Annotated in this window: 16 protein-coding genes; 6 read left to right on the forward strand and 10 right to left on the reverse strand. The window is 42.0% G+C overall.

Annotation, left to right across the window (positions count from 1 at the left end; genetic code table 11):
- Positions 1 to 462 precede the first annotated feature (462 nt).
- On the reverse strand, positions 463 to 1,359 hold the full coding sequence (locus V7L01_RS03525) for a DUF4238 domain-containing protein (protein ID WP_335031963.1): 897 nt from the start codon (positions 1,357 to 1,359) through the stop codon (positions 463 to 465).
- 334 nt (positions 1,360 to 1,693) lie between these two features.
- Between V7L01_RS03525 and V7L01_RS03530 the strand changes: the two genes are divergently transcribed.
- Both V7L01_RS03530 and V7L01_RS03535 read left to right on the forward strand, forming a co-directional pair.
- A complete protein-coding gene (locus tag V7L01_RS03530; RefSeq protein WP_335031965.1) occupies positions 1,694 to 2,035 on the forward strand; it encodes a type II toxin-antitoxin system RelE/ParE family toxin in 342 nt (113 codons plus the stop codon).
- A 4-nt stretch (positions 2,036 to 2,039) separates the two neighbouring features.
- A complete protein-coding gene (locus tag V7L01_RS03535; RefSeq protein WP_335031967.1) occupies positions 2,040 to 2,354 on the forward strand; it encodes a helix-turn-helix domain-containing protein in 315 nt (104 codons plus the stop codon).
- Positions 2,355 to 2,397: 43 nt separating this feature from the next.
- Here V7L01_RS03535 and V7L01_RS03540 read toward each other — a convergent pair whose 3' ends face one another.
- The 5 genes from V7L01_RS03540 to V7L01_RS03560 form a co-directional block, all read right to left on the reverse strand.
- Positions 2,398 to 4,104 carry an N-acyl-D-amino-acid deacylase family protein gene (locus V7L01_RS03540; protein WP_335031969.1) on the reverse strand — a complete coding sequence of 569 codons (1,707 nt, stop codon included), beginning with the start codon at positions 4,102 to 4,104 and terminating at the stop codon, positions 2,398 to 2,400.
- 24 nt (positions 4,105 to 4,128) lie between these two features.
- Positions 4,129 to 4,815: a hypothetical protein gene (locus V7L01_RS03545; protein ID WP_335031971.1), complete on the reverse strand. Its 687-nt coding sequence runs from the start codon at positions 4,813 to 4,815 to the stop codon at positions 4,129 to 4,131.
- Entirely contained in the window at positions 4,793 to 6,085 is a 1,293-nt protein-coding gene (locus tag V7L01_RS03550; RefSeq protein ID WP_335031973.1) for an AAA family ATPase, read from the reverse strand. Before V7L01_RS03550 ends, V7L01_RS03545 begins: the two co-directional genes overlap by 23 nt.
- Before the next feature lie 88 nt (positions 6,086 to 6,173).
- Positions 6,174 to 7,457, reverse strand: a complete 1,284-nt coding sequence (locus tag V7L01_RS03555) for a glycosyltransferase (RefSeq protein ID WP_335031975.1) — start codon at positions 7,455 to 7,457, stop codon at positions 6,174 to 6,176.
- 8 nt (positions 7,458 to 7,465) lie between these two features.
- Positions 7,466 to 8,005, reverse strand: a complete 540-nt coding sequence (locus V7L01_RS03560) for a YybH family protein (protein ID WP_335031976.1) — start codon at positions 8,003 to 8,005, stop codon at positions 7,466 to 7,468.
- A gap of 78 nt (positions 8,006 to 8,083) precedes the next feature.
- Here V7L01_RS03560 and aroQ point away from each other — a divergent pair, with 78 nt between their 5' ends.
- The 3 genes from aroQ (at position 8,084) to V7L01_RS03575 (ending at position 12,385) form a co-directional block, all read left to right on the forward strand.
- Positions 8,084 to 8,575, forward strand: a complete 492-nt coding sequence (aroQ, locus tag V7L01_RS03565; protein WP_335031978.1) for a gamma subclass chorismate mutase AroQ — start codon at positions 8,084 to 8,086, stop codon at positions 8,573 to 8,575.
- A gap of 105 nt (positions 8,576 to 8,680) precedes the next feature.
- Positions 8,681 to 9,658, forward strand: a complete 978-nt coding sequence (locus tag V7L01_RS03570; protein ID WP_335032176.1) for an SDR family NAD(P)-dependent oxidoreductase — start codon at positions 8,681 to 8,683, stop codon at positions 9,656 to 9,658.
- 387 nt (positions 9,659 to 10,045) lie between these two features.
- On the forward strand, positions 10,046 to 12,385 hold the full coding sequence (locus tag V7L01_RS03575; RefSeq protein ID WP_335031979.1) for a cation:proton antiporter domain-containing protein: 2,340 nt from the start codon (positions 10,046 to 10,048) through the stop codon (positions 12,383 to 12,385).
- Positions 12,386 to 12,399: 14 nt separating this feature from the next.
- Here V7L01_RS03575 and V7L01_RS03580 read toward each other — a convergent pair whose 3' ends face one another.
- The 3 genes from V7L01_RS03580 to V7L01_RS03590 form a co-directional block, all read right to left on the reverse strand.
- Complete coding sequence (locus tag V7L01_RS03580) at positions 12,400 to 14,196, reverse strand: sensor domain-containing diguanylate cyclase (RefSeq protein WP_335031980.1); 1,797 nt, start codon at positions 14,194 to 14,196, stop codon at positions 12,400 to 12,402.
- A gap of 9 nt (positions 14,197 to 14,205) precedes the next feature.
- On the reverse strand, positions 14,206 to 15,186 hold the full coding sequence (locus V7L01_RS03585) for an ABC transporter substrate-binding protein (RefSeq protein WP_335031982.1): 981 nt from the start codon (positions 15,184 to 15,186) through the stop codon (positions 14,206 to 14,208).
- Positions 15,187 to 15,673: 487 nt separating this feature from the next.
- The gene (locus V7L01_RS03590) at positions 15,674 to 15,892 is read right to left on the reverse strand and encodes an Hfq-related RNA-binding protein (protein WP_323234006.1); all 219 of its coding nucleotides are present in this window, start codon (positions 15,890 to 15,892) and stop codon (positions 15,674 to 15,676) included.
- Between the two features lie 69 nt (positions 15,893 to 15,961).
- On the opposite strand from V7L01_RS03590, the gene dapF reads away from it, so the two are divergent.
- Positions 15,962 to 16,801 carry a diaminopimelate epimerase gene (gene dapF, locus V7L01_RS03595; protein WP_335031985.1) on the forward strand — a complete coding sequence of 280 codons (840 nt, stop codon included), beginning with the start codon at positions 15,962 to 15,964 and terminating at the stop codon, positions 16,799 to 16,801.
- Between the two features lie 302 nt (positions 16,802 to 17,103).
- Here the strand turns inward: dapF and V7L01_RS03600 are convergent, their stop codons facing one another.
- Positions 17,104 to 18,099: a DMT family transporter gene (locus V7L01_RS03600; RefSeq protein ID WP_335031987.1), complete on the reverse strand. Its 996-nt coding sequence runs from the start codon at positions 18,097 to 18,099 to the stop codon at positions 17,104 to 17,106.
- Between the last annotated feature and the right edge of the window lie 29 nt (positions 18,100 to 18,128).

The following is an 18,128-nucleotide window of genomic DNA, read 5'->3' on the forward strand; positions in this document are numbered from 1 at the left end:
ATAGTCATTATCAGCTACACAAATACCTTTACATTTAATACCGTTTGTAGCAGTGCGCTGACAATGAGGACATAGAACTTTTTCGTTTTCTGTTTCTTGATTTATGTTTATACTAGTGCTTGCCTGTAGCTTGTCTTTTTCGGTCTGGAGTTTTACATTCATAAGAATCGAGGAATTATTCGCTGTTTAAATTTTACAAGTTATTGAGAAGTGATTATCTGTGAGGCACAATTGCTGAATAAAGCGATCGCTCCACTCGCCGTAGGTAGTACTCTCATAAAAATGGTGCGTTATGTTTCGTTAACGTAGCGTACAGGAAGAGCGCTCGCACTGTCTCTTGAACCTTAACCCAACCGACAAGATCGGCGATCGCACTGTACTCGCAGCATAACGTTTCAGTGGCTGATAGTTGATCTCTGCATCCACTCTCATGGATTTCAGCAGTCTGTTCCAAGCGAATTGTTAGATTTTTTGCTTAGTTTCCCGAATAAGATTCTGAAGATCGTCAAATGTAAACGAGGATATTATAAATCGTTCCGCCTTGGCAATAGTTAAATAATTCATATGCTCTACTAATTCTAGCGGGACATCATAAACTTGATTCTCATCTAAAGAGACTTCCCCTCCCAGAAGCAACAAGATTCTCGGCGTGATTGCAATATGAATATGAACACCATCTGTACATATTCCATATGGAGAGGCTTTTGGATGAAATACCGTAATCGGATTATCTGAAGTTACAAAATATCCATCTACTGAACGTAAAAGGCACCATTTTTTCTTCAACAGAGATTGAGCAAGTGTGGTCGCAGTGTCAATGATTGAGCGCACAAAAAAAATGTGCTTTCCTTCTTGGTCTAGTTGAGAGAACCAATCCGATATTTCTCTCAAACTTTCCCCATTTTCCTCATCTATTATAAAATCTGATATTTTACTTTCCAAGCTGGAGTAATTGCTATTCTCTCTTAAATCCTTTAAATCACGAAAGCCATTTTCTTGAACTTCCAGCATATGGGGATTACGCATAAGTAAGGTAGCAAAGAATACTGCTGCAATGTATTTCGATTGGGGATTTGTATGAATTGTTTGTCCTTTAGAAAAAGCCTCTATGCATGACTTACTCCATCCCTCAATTTTTGCCAGAGTTTTTTCAACTACATATAGAGGTGAATCGCTATCTGCTCCAAGTGTATACAAGTGTTTCTGAACAAGAACCTTATCTATTGAGGTACAAAATTGTTTCTTAAAACCTAAATCGTACACATTAACCTTCGGACTACTCATGTTAATGCTCTCAGGTGTAGCAAAATTCCGAAGATATATTTTTGGCACCCAATGTTGACGAACGGGTTCACTCATATCGTGATTAGAGAAAATCTAAATATTTATTATGCGGAAAAATTTTTTATATCACACCAACCGATTCAGCTAGGTAAAATATTAGTGCCATTTTCATGAAAATAGCACTAATATTTCTAAATATCTTAAATATTCAACTTTTATACAAAATTCCTCCTAACAACTCTTTGCCTCTCTGCGTGAGATAATTCAACAAGGAAACAAAACAGTTCCCAACTTTTCCCGCCCTAAGCGATCGCTCACCTTGCCCACACAAAGAAGCTGAATCCCATTAATATAAGTTCCCTTTCATAGGTATATTATATCGATATATCAGATATGATATAAATAGAGCATGGGAGATCAAAGCAAACCTTTAGTTTGGTTACATGGTGAAGTTAAAACCCCACCTTTCACCCAAGAAGCACGCATAGAAGCGGGTGTTGTGCTCAGACAATTACAAGAAGGTGAATCCATTGGGTTGCCAGATTCGCGCCCTATGCCAAGTATAGGAATTCACTGTCATGAATTACGTATTCGAGATGCAGAAAAAAACTGGAGGATCATTTATCGAATTGATGACGATGCAATCTTGATTGTTGAAGTCTTTAATAAAACAACGAGAACAACATCTAAGAAAGTAATTGAGGTTTGCAAAAAGCGTCTGAGCAAATATGATACCGATCAACAGGAGTAATGTAATGGAGCAAGCAAAGAGAGAACGTTTGGAATCTAAAGGCTGGAAAATTGGCACAGTTTCAGATTTTTTGGAGTTAACGCCCGAAGAAACTATCTTTGTTGAAATTAAGCTAGCCCTCAGCCAAAACTTGAAGGAGCGTCGGCAAAAACTGATGACTCAAAGTGAACTCGCTGCTAAGATTAGTTCTAGCCAACCTCGGATTGCTAAAGCTGAAAATGGCGATGCTTCAGTATCAATTGAATTGTTGATCCGGGCAATGTTAGCAACAGGTGCAACTCCTCAAGATATTGGACAGGTGATTGCTGGTGTGGGGTAAAAGCAATTCAATGCTCCCCTCTCAAGCTTCCGCATGAGATAATTCAACAAGGAGACAAAACCGTTCCCAATTTTTCACGCCCCAAGCGATCGCTCACTTTCCCCCGACAAACAACCCGAACCCCATTAATATAAACCCCTTGCACAATATCATCCGAACCACGCTTAACCATCCGAGGTTCACCATCTAAAACTGGATCTGATATCTGCACCTGCGGGCTAATTGGCTGATTTAAAGCATTAGGATCGAGTAAAAGTATATCCGCTTTCGCACCAACTTTGAGAACTCCCGTATCAAGACGAAACCAACCAGCAGGTTCTCCCGTAACCCGGCAAATCGCAGCTTCAGGTGAAAGAAACTTGGTTGCAACTGCTTGTTTGAGCAAAGACAAAGCTCCATCATAGTAGCCCAGGTTACGGACGTGAGCGCCAGCATCGGTAAAACCAGGCAAAATATGAGGATGCTGCATCATCGATAAACGGGGTTTTAGGCGATCGTTCGCTCCTGTCGCCACCCAGCGTAAATCTGTATCGTATTTTTGTAATGCGTGGATAAATAAATCTACTGGTTCTTGTTGCTTTTGACGAGCAATCTCTGCAAAACTTAACCCTTGCCAACTTACTTCGGGACAGTGAATAACTTCCATCAAATCTAACTGACGATGGAATGATTTACGCCATTTACTGAGCCATTCTTGGCGAAATTGACGACGAAAAATTTCCGATGCCCATAGTTGTTGCCTTTCCTCTCGTGACTGACAGCCATTGAGTTGTGCGCCTGTGGAGAATTCTTCAAATAAGGGAGTCACAGATCCATCAGAGTAAATGGTGAAGGGTTCAGTTAGGGTTTGAAAGCGCACATTCCCATTTAGAAGCCGATTCCAAATAAAAAGTAGGGGGGAAAATATTCGCCATAGTTTGCGATCGTGTACGGCATCTAAGGCTGAGAGGACTGTTAGCCGCAGTGGTTTTTGTCCAATCCCTGAACCCATACGCAGAATATCTGCAAAGGAAGATAGCTTTTGTAAATTGGGTGTGACTTGAAAAACGCGATCGCACCGCCGACATAAATCCGCCAACATTGCATATTCTTTAAATTTGGCGTGTTGAGAAGGAATTGTGCAGCCTTGCCATTCTCCACTCATCCGATGCCAGGGAAACATATCAATAGAAATGCCAATAAAGCCAGCATCTATTGCATCTCTGGCTATGCGCTGCATAAGATTTAGTTCAAATTTTGTCGGCTGAACGGTTAAGCTGCGTTCTAATCCCATCACATAAGCGCGTAAGGCACTGTGTCCAAACATTGGGGCAACATTGGGGCCAAGGGGTAACTGTTGCAAATGCTGTAAATATTCTGCTGGTGTCTGCCAGGAAACCGACTTTTGTAGCCATTTTGCAATCAGCCGATGAGAAAGTGTCTCTACCCTCTGAAAAATATCAGCCAAGATTTGGGGTTCTGCGATCGCAACAGACAAGCTACAGTTACCAATAACCACGCTAGTAACACCATGACGAACTGATTCGCTCAATCCTGGTGCAATTTCTAATTCTAAATCGTAATGAGTATGAATATCTATAAATCCCGGTGTCACCCATAACCCAGAAGCATCAACCACTTCACGCGCTGGGATAGTTAATGAGGGTGCAAGGGTGACAAGGCGGCCATTTTGAATACCGATATCTCCGCGCACAGGTGAAGAACCTAAGCCATCGAAAATTAACCCGTTTTGAATCAGCAAATCTAACATAATTGTTTGTTGCCCTTCTTTGCTCTACTCCCCACTTAAACGTCGAAGCTGATCTCGAAAATAGCAGAAACTTGGTGATTGATTATTGCCAATGTCCATAAGGGGAGATATCCTTTCAGCCCAAATTGCTTTCTCTTTACCAATTACCTGATAAGCAAGTTTAGATAACTTTTGGCAACCACCGGAATATACTGCGTCAGCTAACTTCTCCCATGTGCCACAAATCTCATCGTTGGTGTATGAATTTAGGACTGCTTGTTTTGCATTCGGATAAGCTGCCTTCACTGCTGCTAAATCACCTAAGTACCATGCTTCTCCTTCCTCAATAGCGATGCAAAGTTGTGTCTTTGGTTTAGGATTACAAGAATTTACGAGTTCAAGTAGTTCTTTGCGAAAAGCACTCAGGCATCGGTCATCAAGATCGCAAATGATTATCAGGACAGCATGATAATCAGGGGGATAACTGGCAAATGTATTGCCGTAGCCTTGAATAAGTCGCGGCAACTGGTCGAGCAGAATTCGTTTTTTGGGATCAGAAGTAGATGTTAGATTTTTAGGAATATGCCCTATTCCTTTGTAAGCATGGATATTAAATGTGTGTTGTTCGGTGTTAATAATTTTTGGAACAAGAATCTCAAGAGCAGTTTTGCCGGAAATATCCTCAACGAGTATCTCAAAGTGCATATACTCAACTTGCATCCAAATAGTCACTGTACCAAAGTCCGCCAAGGGGTAAACCTTCAGAAACAAGGTTATTGATCAGAGGATCTTCACTAGCTCGCTTAATTTTAGCAAATCCATCTTCGCCCTTTTCCAAGACCCAAACCTCGTCAGGTTCAAGGGCATCCACAAAATATGGCTGATGTGTTGTTACAAATATTTGTGATCCACCTTTCTGACCTGTAGCGTGTTCCCGAAATTCTCGCGCTAGGGTTTCTAAAAGTTTATGGTAAAGTCCATTTTCTGGCTCTTCAATACACAAAAATGGTGGCGGTGAGGGATCTTCTAACAAGAGTAGATAAGCGAATACCTTAAGTGTTCCATCTGACATTTGTTGTGCATAGAAGGGGTCTTGAAAACCCTTGTCATTAAAACGCAGTAGGAGCCTTCCGTCTGGACTTCTTTCGGTGCTAATCTTGTTGATACCTGGAATTTTGCTAGATATCTTTTCAAGTATGGATTGAAACTTTTTAGGATGTTCTCTCTCCATAAACTGAACTACATTGCCCAGATTATCGCCATGAATATTCAAATGCTTTTGTGGCCCAGCCAAAGGCAAACTTCGTGCAGCATCTGGAGTAAAATAGCTTAAATACCATCCTTCAATAAATCTCCTAAATACAGAAATTCTTGGGTGTTGTTTTAGTGATCCCAAAGTTGCAATACCCAGTTTTCGCTTATCGTCAAGTTCAACTACTTCGGTTTCTTTACTCTCTTCTTCTGCTTCACCTCTCTGTATTTTTTCTATTAGTTTTGACAAATCAAAATCACCTTCTTCTTCCTCAACTTGTTTGCCTTCTTGTTCGCCCTTCCATGCGATTCCTCTACCTTCATTGAGAATTAGAAAAGAAAAAGGTTGTCCCCTGCTTTGTCCTTTTCTTCGTTGTCTGAGTCTCTCCCGTTTTACATAAGGTCTTCCAGAGGAGTCAATATCTATTGCTAACTCATAGGTAATTGGTCTGGCATTACGATCCTCTTTATAATAAATATCAAACTCAATACTTCCCTCTTGCCCTTGGGAACGAATTCTCTCAAAACCGCCACGACCACGAGAATCGCACGCTTCCTCTACTCCATTTTTTAAGCAGTCTGCAAGAAATCCAAAAGTGTCGAAAATGGTGCTTTTTCCCACACCGTTCTTACCGATGACTGCTGTCATTGACGTTAATGGCTTGGCATTCTGTGTGTTCCACAACTTTCCCAAAGTGATATCGCGAAGAACTCTATAATTTCTTACCCTAAAGCCTTCTACTTTAGACATTTAAGCCCCTCTACTCAACTAAAATAATCCTACAAGTTGCTCCAATTATCTGACAATTCGATAAATTTAACACTATATTTCATTTTCTTTATGCCGTTCCACCACGATGCTCAGTTTTCACCCAGCGCGATCGCTCTTTTTGCACACACATCTTTAAAGTTGTCACAATCATCACAGGAATCCAATGCACCATGTATAATGATCCTTGAATTGTTGCCCAAAGCAAAGACCATCCTCGTAAATTTTGAAATTGGTAAAGTCCAGCAATAAAGGCAATTGTCAAAATGATGCTGAGTAATGTCTGAAGGGTAAACAAAACTGGATGATGGCTATAAAATATTGTCCAAAGTAAGTCGGGTATTAGTCCAATTGGTAGAATAAATTGTAAGAGAAAAAACAATAATAAATCAATTTCTTTCGCCCAACCTAAAGTAAGGATTTGCGGAAAATAATCCAGATAACGCTGATACCCACCTTCAGCCCAACGACAGCGTTGATACCAAAGTTTTTCCCAAGTAGTTACACCTTCTTCCTCAATTGATGGAACTGTAACAAACTCAATTTCTGCACCTGCTAAATAGAGTTTGAAGCAAAGATCCAAATCATCGGTGACAGTGTTCTCATTCCAACCTTGACACTTTTCTAACAATTCCCGACGGACTAACATCCCATTACCCCGTAGTTCAGACATTCCACCAATAGCAATGCGATGGGTTTGTAGAAAGCTATCACAGCACATTTCCATTTGTTGGCAACGGGTTAAGAAATTCGTATTAGCATTAGAAATCGCTTTTCGCACTTGCACTGCACCGATCGCTTGCTTCTGAAACAGAGGTACTGTTTGCTGGAGAAAATTGGCAGGTAATTGAGCATCCGCATCGCAGACTAGGATAATCTCGCCTTGCGTAAAGGGAAACACTGCATTCAACGCCCCTGATTTACCACCTTTTGATTCCCGTCGATGAACTTGTAAAGCTGGAAATTGAGTTTGTAATTCCCTCAATATCTGGGGGGTTTCATCGGTACTCCCATCATCAACAACCCAGATATCTAGGGAATCGCTGGGATAATTCAATTGGCATAGGCTGTAAACTAGATTAGCCAAGACTGAACTTTCATTTTTAGCCGGAACTAAAATCGAGACTGGCGGTAAATAAATCTCACTCTCCATCACCGCCGCCACTGGTTTTGCTAACAGCATCCGTAATGTTTGCACAGTTAGGACTGCCGTTAATCCCAGCATCAACCATTGTGTTTCTGGTAGCCAGTGCAGCAAACTCACGCTACCCCAAACTAATAAAACTACTATGGTTGCTTTGAGACGGCGATGAAAGCTAGTATTTTTACTGTGCTGATAGGTGCTTCTTCCCACTTTATTTGCTATATCCTTTGGGTTCGTGGCTTAGTCCTGCGACGTAATAATAGCATCGTCACTGCTCCCAGAAGGAAACCGCCCACCGCTGCTGCAACTGCTAGAATGCGCCCCAATTGTTGAGCAGCATTCAACACCGGGTTATTCAGCAGATTTGAGGAAAAATGCAGCGATTGAATCGTCCATTTATCTTGGAGTTTTTGCAGCACTGCTGTCCATCGCAACGCCATATCAGCCGCTTTGCCATCTTTGAAAGAGAAAGATGCGTAGGCGTAGCCCGTCGTAGACATCGCTTCTCCAGAGGCAACATCTATATCTGGAGTGAGAAATGTTCTGAGAGTATCTCCTTTCAGTTGCATTTTGATATCTTTAATGGAACTGGAAAACTGCTGATTCCAGTACTTTTCAAACTCAGGAACTTGATGAAAAGTCTGGTTATCAACTGTTGTGATTGTGAAATTTGGGTGCAAGTAAGGCTGTATTTTGGCAAAATCGCGGGTATTTAGGGCTTGCAGGGCAATATCCCGCGTGCGAATAATTAATTGCATTTATCTCCTGTGGGTTGACATCTGCTAGAGCGGATTGGGGTAGATTCCAAATCACCAACACTAACAAAAAACTCCAAAGTGCGATTGCTAATTGCACATGATGTAGCCCGGTGGAAATGGAATCAAAAACGTCCTATTGAGGATCGAAAGCGCGAACAAGAGTTACTATTAAAGGTTAGGCAACAAGCAGTAAGCCATAGCCTAGAACCCGATAGAGTTGCAGCATTTTTTCAAGCACAAATAGAAGCAGGAAAACTCATCCAAACAGTTGATTTTCAAAATTGGCAAAAGCAAGGCATTAAATCTTTTCCTCACGTGCCAGACTTAAACCAGACATTGCGGCCATCCCTAGATAAATTAAACACAGAATTTCTCTTTGCTTTAACAGAACTGACTCCTGTTCTAGGTTGTCCGCAGATACGGGAATTAATTCAGTCACGTTCTCAGGCGATTATTCAAGGAGATGGTATTGTTCAGGAAGTGCAGAGTCTAGCAATTTCACCTCTGCTGCAATTTCAAAGCACTTCTTGCAAAGTGGGTAACTTGTCAAACGGCATCGTCGGGTATTAATAGAGAAATTTGGTATCGAAAACAACTCCTTTATCTTATGGGATGAAATAGCCCTGGGGGGAGCAGGGGAGACAAGGAGAGTAAAAGGGGCAGAGAAAAGCAATGATGAAACAGCTTGAGGGTAGAGTGGCGTTGGTTACAGGTGCTACGCGGGGAATTGGTAGGGGAATTGCTATTGGCTTGGGTGAGGCTGGTGCAACTGTATACGTCACGGGTCGCAGTCTCAACAATTTTTCCAGCGATGGGGTTTCAGGGAGCCTTAGTGAAACCCAATCAGCCATAGAGGAAGCCGGTGGTGTGTGCATTCCTGTCCAAGTAGACCACAGCGACGACGAGCAGGTGCGTTTACTGTTTGAGCGCATCCAAGATGAGCAGGATGGACAACTCGACCTACTGGTGAATAATGCTTACTCAGGAGTTCAGGCATTAAAAGACGCCTATGGGCAGCCCTTTTGGGATTGTGAACCAAGTATTTGGGATGCTAGCAATAACGTTGGTCTTCGTAGCCACTATGTTGCGAGTGTTTTTGCTGCCCGAATGATGACCAAGCGTAACTCTGGACTAATTTGCACCATTTCCTCGTGGGGTAGTATGTCTTATATTTTTAATACAGCATACGGTGCTGGGAAAGCAGCTTGCGATCGCCTAGCAGCTGATATGGCTGTTGAGTTAAAACCCTATAACGTCGCTTCTGTTTCAATTTGGCCAGGTATTGTTGGTACTGAGCTTTTTTCCCGTTTTGCTTCTGAAGCGAATCAAACCAATGCTACTGAGCCAAAAAACTCATTTTTGGGCGATCGCTACAACTGGGAAACTCCCTTATTTACTGGACGGGCGATCGCTGCACTTGCTGGTGAGCCAAACCTCATGCGCCGTACAGGACGCGTCCAGATTGTTGCCGAACTAGCCAAGCAATATGGAATTGTAGATGAAAATGGCGATCGTCCTGCATCGCTACGTTCTCTGCGTTTTGTGCTGCCAGCTGCATTACCTATACTGAGAAACTATTCATGGCTCATACCTGATATTAAAGTGCCGTGGCCACTACTGCTACTGAGTGCCCTTAGCTCGCCTAAAATTTAATGAGTGCTAGGTTCGTCCACCTTTGATACTTGTGAATGAGGCTTTTATAGGACTTACGCAAACTCTACGATTCTTCTGAGACACTACGCGTTGGCGGAGCCTCTCGCAGAGAAGGCGTTCTTGGCGGTTCGATAAATTAAGCTTTTTAGCACTTTTTGCGTAAGTTCTATTTCAATACTGTTCGGTTAAGGCAAGAGACGCGATGAATCGCCGTCTCTACAATAATCAATCTTTCGTCTTGACGGCGATTTATCGCGTCTTTGTGATGATTTATTCCCCCTCTGCCCCATACAAATTTTGTCGTACCTTCACTAAACAAGCTGTTTGAGATCGTAAAACTTTGTATGCTGAATTAATAGGTCTTAATTAATAGTTCTTTTAAAACTGGTGCAAGAAGATTTTAGGCTAATTGTTGATTTAGTTTTAGTTTTAGGCGTTGCAGCCTGCGGTGGACTGCTGGCGGCACTTTTGCGACAACCCGTGCTGCTAGGGTATCTCATTGGCGGGATGATCGTTGGCCCAGCCGGACTGGGATTGATTAAAGAACTTATTCAAGTAGAGACTCTGGCACAGTTCGGGGTTGCCTTTTTATTATTCGCCTTGGGTGTAGAATTTTCTTTTGCGGAACTCAAGAAGGTAAAAGCGATCGCTCTTGGCGGAGGTGGACTCCAAATTGCTTTGACGATTTTGGTCACAGTTATGGTGTGCGGGTTAAGCGGAGCCTGGGGAACCTTACCTGCTAAGGGCATGTTCTTGGGGTGTATTCTGTCCTTGTCTTCCACAGCCGTTGTCCTCAAATGCTTGATGGAGCGCAATGAAACAGAAACGCCTCACGGGCAAGTGATGCTGGGGATTTTGGTAGTACAAGACTTGGCTCTCGGACTGATGTTAGCAGTCTTACCAGCCCTTAACCAACCAGCTGAAACTATTGGCATCGCCGTCCTCACAGCGCTAGCTTCGATTGCTTTATTTGCCGCTGGTGCAATAGCTGCGGGGATTTGGCTGATACCGCCTTTGTTGCAACTGCTAGCCCGTACCGAAAGTAAAGAACTATTTTTATTAGGCGTTGTAGCCCTGTGTTTGGGCATTGCTCTGTTGACAGAGCATTTAGGGCTGTCGATTGAGATGGGGGCATTTGTGGCCGGTTTGATGATTTCTGAGGTGGAGTACGCCGATCAAACCCTGACTTATGTCGAACCACTGCGAGATATTTTTGCCAGTTTATTTTTTGCCGCCATTGGGATGTTAATCGACCCAGTGTTTTTGTGGAACAACCTAGAATTGATTTTGGGGCTGGTGGCACTAGTTTTCGTAGGGAAATTTTTGATTATCACCCCCCTCGTGAAGCTGTTTGGCTACCCTTTGAAAACAGCGATAATCGCCGGTTTGGGACTGGCACAAATTGGGGAATTTTCCTTTGTTCTCGCAAGTGAAGGGCAGTCTTTAGGGCTGGTGTCCCGACAAATATACTTATTAATTTTGGGAACCACCGCAGTCACTCTGATGCTGACTCCTTTTGTACTGCGGTTAGTGCCATTTTTATTTAATTTTGCCGAATCAATGCCCTGGTTGAAACCGTATTTACTAGAAGATCGGGTACGGGATGTGTCGGAAGATTTGCCTTTCAAAGACCATGTGGTAGTCTGCGGTTATGGGCGAGTCGGCAAAAATTTAGTGAAGTTGTTGTTGCAACACGACCTGCCTGTGGTAGTAATCGACCAATCAGAAAGTAGAATTCAGCAGTTGCGTGAGGCTGGGGTGTCTTATGTTTATGGCAATTGCGTGAGTTTACACGTTCTGGAAACCGCCGGCGTGAATCATGCCAAAGGAATGGCGATCGCACTTCCAGACCCCATGAGTACCCGTCTTTGCTTGAAACGCGCTCTGGAATTGCGCCCAGAATTAGATTTGGTTGTCCGTGCTACCCAGGATAAAAATATTGAGGTGCTGTATCAATTGGGAGCTAGGGAAGTTGTGCAACCAGAGTTTGAAGCCAGCTTAGAAATGGCAACCTATTTATTAACTGGCTTAGGCTTGTTGTCGCCAGCTGTCGTCCAACGGGAAATGCAGCAAATCCGCAACGATCATTATTTAGATTTGCGCCCAGAGCGTTCTGCAACTGAAGTCGCTCGTGATTTACGGCAAGCAACTCGCGATCTAAATCAGCGCTGGTATCCTCTACCAGCTGATTCGCCCTTAATTGGCATGAGCATAGAAGAAGCAGATATGCGCTACTTAACAGGAGCGAGTTTGATGGCAATTCGCCGCGCTAACGGGGATGAAATCGATTATCCCAATAATCAAACCAAATTGGCAGCAGGCGATCGCCTACTGGTAGTGGGAGCAGATGAAGAACTGGCGGCTTTGGCAGAATTCGCTAAGGGACAAGCGGCGGTTCCCGGAGAAAATAGTGCTTGCCAGTGGGTTACAGTTAATGCAGATACGCCAACGCTAGGTAAAACCCTTGCAGATTTAGATATCGCCAAGCAATATGGAGTACAGGTACAGGCGATCCGGCGAGATGGCAAGTTTATCCGCTATCCAGATGGTGGCATGGATTTGCGAGTTGGCGACCAAGTATTATTATGTGGTGGTTTGACAGGTCTAAGTCAACTAGAACAGTTATTTGCGATCGCAAATTCAGTACCCCTTTCTATCCCAATGGTGAAAGCGGCTGAGGCAGAAGCGCTCAAAGAGTTTTTACCTGCCGATAGTGCGATCGATTAAGCTTTAAGACTCCCCTAGTTGATAATCAACTGAGTACAATAGCGATCGCGCCCTTTTTCTTTAGCATTGTACAGTGCTTTATCGGCTGAAGCAATGAGTGTATCTGGCTTGATGTTGCAAGTGGGTATGACACAACTAATACCCAAACTAAGGGTAACGATATCCTTGACATCAGACTGTGCATGGGGAATGGCCCGATCGTGGATTGCTTGTTGAATATTTTGTGCTACTTTGATTGATCCCGCTAAGTCAGTATTGGGGAGGAGTACCGAAAATTCTTCTCCACCGTAACGCGCCACGAGATCGGCAGAACGATAAACTGTCTGTTGCACTGTTTGCGCTATTCTGATTAGACAATCATCGCCTCCAAGATGACCATAGTAGTCGTTGTAAGATTTGAATTTATCAACATCTAATAAAATCAGTGACAAAGGTTGTTGTTCTCGTGCAAGGCGTTTCCATTCTGCTTGCAGTCGTCCATTGAAGCAGTGACGGTTAGCCACCTGAGTCAAACCATCTACATTTACCAGTTGTTCTAGTTTTTGATTTGCATCTTCTGCTTTTTCTTTAGCAATTACTAACTCTGCTGTTCTCTCCTGTACCCGTTGTTCCAAAGTTTCCAAAGATGTTTGTAACTGAAGTGCCATGTTGTTAAACGATTTTGCCAGTTGACCTATTTCGTCTTTTGAGGTAATTTTGGCGCGGATATCTAAGTTACCTACGGTAAACTGGAAAACTATATTGGTAAGGTAAATTATTGGCTGGGTTAGCAGTTGCCCAATGGCAAAAGCGATGATTGTCACTACTGAAGCGATAATTGCAAATAGCAACATTGCGTTACTAATTTGCTTTTTTACAGGTGCTAGGGCAACAGCAAGGGGCTGTGCGAACAACACAGACCAAGGTTTATATTTTAAAGGAGCGATCGCAATCAGATTAACCTGATTACCTGTCGCTTCCAAAGATGCAATTAAATCCGACTGTTTATTCTCCAATGCTTGCTGAAGTTTTGACTCATTAGTTGCCAATTCTTTAACAGGATAATTAGGTAAACGCCCTTCTTGTTGCAGTTGAGTTATAACATTAGAAGGCAGAGGCACAACTGATTTAAAAAGCAGTTTTGGTGCGGTGCTATGTGCCAGATAAATATTATTTTCATCTAAAAGAATAGCAAATGATTTTGCTCCAGCCCGTTCAGTTTCTCTAGTTACTAATTGCTGGACAACAGTAGCATTGTATGAAACACGCAATACACCTAATATATCTCTCTTGGCATTGCGAACTGGACTGCTAAAAAAGACGGTAACAAGGTCTGTATTTGTCGGCGATCGCTTCATGCTAGAAACAAAGGATAACCCAGTTTCTAGCGGTTTTTTAAAATAATCTTCAACTGATTCATCTTTGCCAATGTTCGCTGTTTGTGTATCCAATACATTTTTCCCGTTTAAGTCGAGCAAAGCATAGGAGAGAACATTGAGCATATCTTTGCGACTGAGATGGATTAATGTTTCTGTCGCCAATTGCATTTCGGGGCTGTCATCTCGCTGTTTTGGAATTAGGCTGAGGTAGCGTGCCAAACCTGGTAAAATTGCCTCTACGCGCACGGCATTGAGATTTCCATCAATAAAGGCATCTATTCTGTTAGCGGTTTCCTTAGCCGCCGCAGATAGGGCTTGTTTCGCGTTGTCAGTTAGTGCTTTTTCAGTTGTCTGTTTGTTGATAAATGCCAATAACAGCAACGGAACCAAAGCAACAACTAGAAACGAGGCGATCAACTTTGTACGGATGCTGCCCAAAATATAGTGTTGCATGGCTTTAAACTAGGAGGCAGGGTTCAAGAAGGAAGAATTGAAAAAACTTTTTAGCTCAGGAATGCGCGTCACGTTTCCAGAGCGAATAAAAAAGTCTGCATAAATCTTGGCAGTTTTGTAGATAGAGTTAGGGTTGCTAGATTGAAATAATTTTTGATTTTCAGCTAAATCAGTTAGCTTTATTCCCTCCAGAGAGATTGTATTACTAGGAATTTTTAACGCTTTGCTGACGATCGCGTTTCCTTCCTGAACGTTTGCTTTCCAGTAAGCCGAGGCTTGCAGCCATCCTCGCACAAATGCACGAATGTCTTCAGGGCGATCGCGGATTGTATCACTGCGAAAGACAATCATATCTAAAATCAAGCCAGGGGTTTGTTTGCTGGTAAATAGGATATGTCCCCCTGATTTAATAGCTTCAGAAAGATAGGGTTCCCAAGTGTGTCCGGCTTGAATAACATTATTTTTCAGGCCTTGAGGAATTTCTAAAGCCTCTAATTTAAGCAAGTTCACATCATCGCTAGTTAATTTGGCACTTTTCAACATCTCAGTCACAAAAACTTCGCTAAAACCGCCTAGATTTGCACCCAGCTTTTTCCCTTTCAAGTCAGCGACGGTTTTAATTTGTGATTGAGCGACTACCACATCTGCTCCTGTTGATTCATCTATAACTGCCACGCCTTGTATATCTGGATTTGTGGCACCCAAGTTTATAAGACCTCCCAAGGTCAATATGATACCATCATACTTACCCGCACTGAAATTTGCTATTTCCAATTGGATGTATCGCTTATGAATTAGTTCTACATCTACACCTTGAGCCTTGAAGAATCCTTTTTCTTGAGCAATGATGCCTGAATGCTCCCCAACAAAAGATGTAAATTCCACTTTCAAGGGAGGGCGTTTGAATTCGGTCGGTGCCCAAGCATGGCAAGCAAATAGCAAACAGGCAATAATGAGAAAAATGCTAACGTATCTGAGAAATTTAAACATAGAATATTTGATATTTTTTAACCATTGTCAAATCAAATACTCAACTAAATCAATTAGTTGCTAAAATTTAAATTACTAGACAATTTTTGTAAAAATTTAAATTAGAAAATTCTGTTTTAGGAATTTTTCTAATTATTTTTCAAGCAGCCTCATAGAATTGATTAATCCCTTGTTGAAACATACAAATTAGCTTATCAGATGTTAAATAATTTTCTTCTGTATATTCAAAATTTGAAGAGTTATTTTCAGCAAATATATATTTAACACTTAGATAGTCGCTAGTGTATTAAATGCTACGTTTCACCAATTTTTTACGTAGAAAGTCATCACACCCGGCTGAAAGAACGATCGCTTTCTCTTCTTCTAAAACACTTCGCCGTTAAAGCGATCGCAGCCTTAGCCCTTAGTAGTGATTTAATAGGTGGGGATGGAGGTTTGCTGAGAGCGGTATTAGCGCTACCCAGCAATAAAAGGCAACTTTCATCTCCTAAGTTGTTTTCGGCTTGATGTATGCGATCGCTTGTTTCCAAACGGTGGTTTGCTGACTGTTTTCATCCGCAATAGAGATACACTGTGGGTCTTGCCATAAAACCCTTCCTGTGAGTACATCGCCAGTCAGCAACTTTAACTCTACTGGCGTTGTTTGTTTAATCAGGTTTTGGACTTGGATAATACTAGGCAAAGTGGTGTCAAATTCAGTAAGCATTTTTAGTAAAGATGAACCTACAAGGCAAAATAAAGAGTAACTAATCCTTGATAATTCATCCTTGAAGAAATGGCAATCGAATTTACTAAGTATCATGGTCTAGGCAACGACTTTATCCTGATTGACAATCGCTCGTCATCTGTGCCTGTAGTGACTCCAGAGCAAGCGATCGAGTTGTGCGATCGCCATTTTGGTATCGGTGCTGATGGTGTAATTTTTGCCTTACCTGGAGAAAATGGCACTGACTACACCATGCGGATTTTTAATTCTGATGGTTCAGAACCAGAAATGTGTGGCAATGGCATTCGCTGTTTAGCTGGCTTTTTAGCAGATTTAGAAGGCGAATCCCGAAATCAAGATTCATATCGCATTCATACTTTGGGTGGTGTAATGACTCCCCAACTCTTATCTGATGGGCAAGTTAAAGTAGACATGGGTTTACCCAGGTTACTCGCTGGCGAAATTCCGACTACTCTTGCACCCGCCCAAGAAAAAGTCATTTCTCAGCCGTTAGAGGTGGCGGGGCAAACTTGGGATGTCACCTGTGTAAATATGGGAAATCCCCACTGCATTACTTTTGTGGAAGATGTCGCAGCAATTGAGTTAGAAAGCATCGGCCCGAAATTTGAGCATCACCCAGTTTTTCCCCAACGCATAAATACCGAATTTATTCAAGTGGTACGTCGCGACTATTTGAAAATGCGCGTGTGGGAACGGGGGGCTGGGATTACCTTAGCTTGCGGGACTGGTGCTTGTGCTTCCTTGGTGGCTGGTGTGTTAACCGGGAAATGCGATCGCGCTGCGACTGTAGAATTACCAGGTGGCCCCTTGCAAATTGAATGGTCAGAAATTGACCAACGGGTTTATATGACAGGCCCAGCTGAACGAGTATTCACTGGTAAGCTGTAATCAGCCAGGGCTATTTCGTTCTAGACATAAACCGCCCAGAACTAAAGTTCCGGGCTAATAGCCTAACTCCACTAAAGTGGACTAAAAGCCTTTATTAGTCGTCTTTAGACGAATGAGTGCTATTAGCCTTAGAATTTATTCTGAGGCGGGCTAGATGAGAATGAAATAGCCCTGTGTAATCAACTTATTATTAGCATTACTCAAGTAGTAGTACCATAAAAGAATAAAAACTTATTTTATGGGTTTGTAGTAAGCACTTTAGTGCTTAATAAATCAGGACTAAAGTCCTTACTACGAACTTTTTAAGATTCACTTTCTGCTGGAGATTGAATCTGGGTATTAATTTTAGATTGCACAGATTCTTTATTAGAAATTGCTAAATATATACCTCCGACAATTAGAGCCAACCCTAACAAGTTAAAAATACTCAAGTTTTCCGAGAAAAGTATCCAAGCAAGAATCGCAACAATCACCGGATTGAGTAGTAAGAGTAAAGAGATAAATCCTGATGAAAAATTTTTGAGGCTGTATACAATTAGCCCATGACCCAAGGCTTCGCAAATAGCAGCTAGCGCAAATACTACTAACCACCCCGACAAGGTAACTGGGAAAACTTGTTTTTCCAAGATTAGCACTACTGGTATCATCAATGAAGTTGCGATCGCACAGCGCCACACAAGTATGGTGATAACTGAAAACTTATTGCGTATCTGCTCAATAAGTAAAAAGTTCGCTGCATAAAATATTGATGATATAAGGGCAACAGCATCTCCTGTAATATTATTATTAGAACGCAATAAATCTTCAAATCCAACAGCGATCGCACCGATTATGGCTAAGATCAGACCGATGATAAATTTGCGCCCAAAAATTTGATTAAAAAATAGCCATCCTCCTAAAGTGGTAAATAACGGATTAAGGCTACCTAACGCATTAGCATTAGCAGCACCAGTCTGAGTTAGCGCCCAAGTCCAAGATAATCGACCTAATACATGAACTAGACCGACTGCGATTAAAAGTGCTATCTCTTTGATTGGATAACCCTGTTGTGGTAATACAGGTTCATCATCTTTAATTAGAGTCCGTACTTGCTTAATTCCACTCCATAATCCAAAGATAATAGTCGCTATCCATAAACGATTAAATAATGTAGCAACAGCGCTCATCTCTCTAACAGCAATTTTAATAAATATTGCTGTTGAAGATAAAGCGAATAATGCAATTATTACTATGATTATCGGCAGTATTTTTGAATTCTCAGAGTTTTCTGGTGTTAGGCTTAATTGATTTTCTGCCATTTAGTTTATATTTATTATACAAACCGCCA

The organism is Nostoc sp., from assembly GCF_036917095.1.
GTDB lineage: Bacteria > Cyanobacteriota > Cyanobacteriia > Cyanobacteriales > Nostocaceae > Nostoc.

What these genes read in the sequence shown, in the direction of transcription:
- V7L01_RS03525 (WP_335031963.1), bottom strand. Translation starts at nt 1,359, where the DNA reads ATGAGTGAACCCGTTCGTCAACATTGGGTGCCAAAAATATATCTTCGG.
- V7L01_RS03530 (WP_335031965.1), top strand. Translation starts at nt 1,694, where the DNA reads ATGGGAGATCAAAGCAAACCTTTAGTTTGGTTACATGGTGAAGTTAAA.
- V7L01_RS03535 (WP_335031967.1), top strand. Translation starts at nt 2,040, where the DNA reads ATGGAGCAAGCAAAGAGAGAACGTTTGGAATCTAAAGGCTGGAAAATT.
- V7L01_RS03540 (WP_335031969.1), bottom strand. Translation starts at nt 4,104, where the DNA reads ATGTTAGATTTGCTGATTCAAAACGGGTTAATTTTCGATGGCTTAGGT.
- V7L01_RS03550 (WP_335031973.1), bottom strand. Translation starts at nt 6,085, where the DNA reads ATGTCTAAAGTAGAAGGCTTTAGGGTAAGAAATTATAGAGTTCTTCGC.
- V7L01_RS03560 (WP_335031976.1), bottom strand. Translation starts at nt 8,005, where the DNA reads ATGCAATTAATTATTCGCACGCGGGATATTGCCCTGCAAGCCCTAAAT.
- V7L01_RS03570 (WP_335032176.1), top strand. Translation starts at nt 8,681, where the DNA reads ATGAAACAGCTTGAGGGTAGAGTGGCGTTGGTTACAGGTGCTACGCGG.
- V7L01_RS03580 (WP_335031980.1), bottom strand. Translation starts at nt 14,196, where the DNA reads ATGCAACACTATATTTTGGGCAGCATCCGTACAAAGTTGATCGCCTCG.
- V7L01_RS03585 (WP_335031982.1), bottom strand. Translation starts at nt 15,186, where the DNA reads ATGTTTAAATTTCTCAGATACGTTAGCATTTTTCTCATTATTGCCTGT.
- V7L01_RS03590 (WP_323234006.1), bottom strand. Translation starts at nt 15,892, where the DNA reads ATGCTTACTGAATTTGACACCACTTTGCCTAGTATTATCCAAGTCCAA.
- dapF (WP_335031985.1), top strand. Translation starts at nt 15,962, where the DNA reads ATGGCAATCGAATTTACTAAGTATCATGGTCTAGGCAACGACTTTATC.
- V7L01_RS03600 (WP_335031987.1), bottom strand. Translation starts at nt 18,099, where the DNA reads ATGGCAGAAAATCAATTAAGCCTAACACCAGAAAACTCTGAGAATTCA.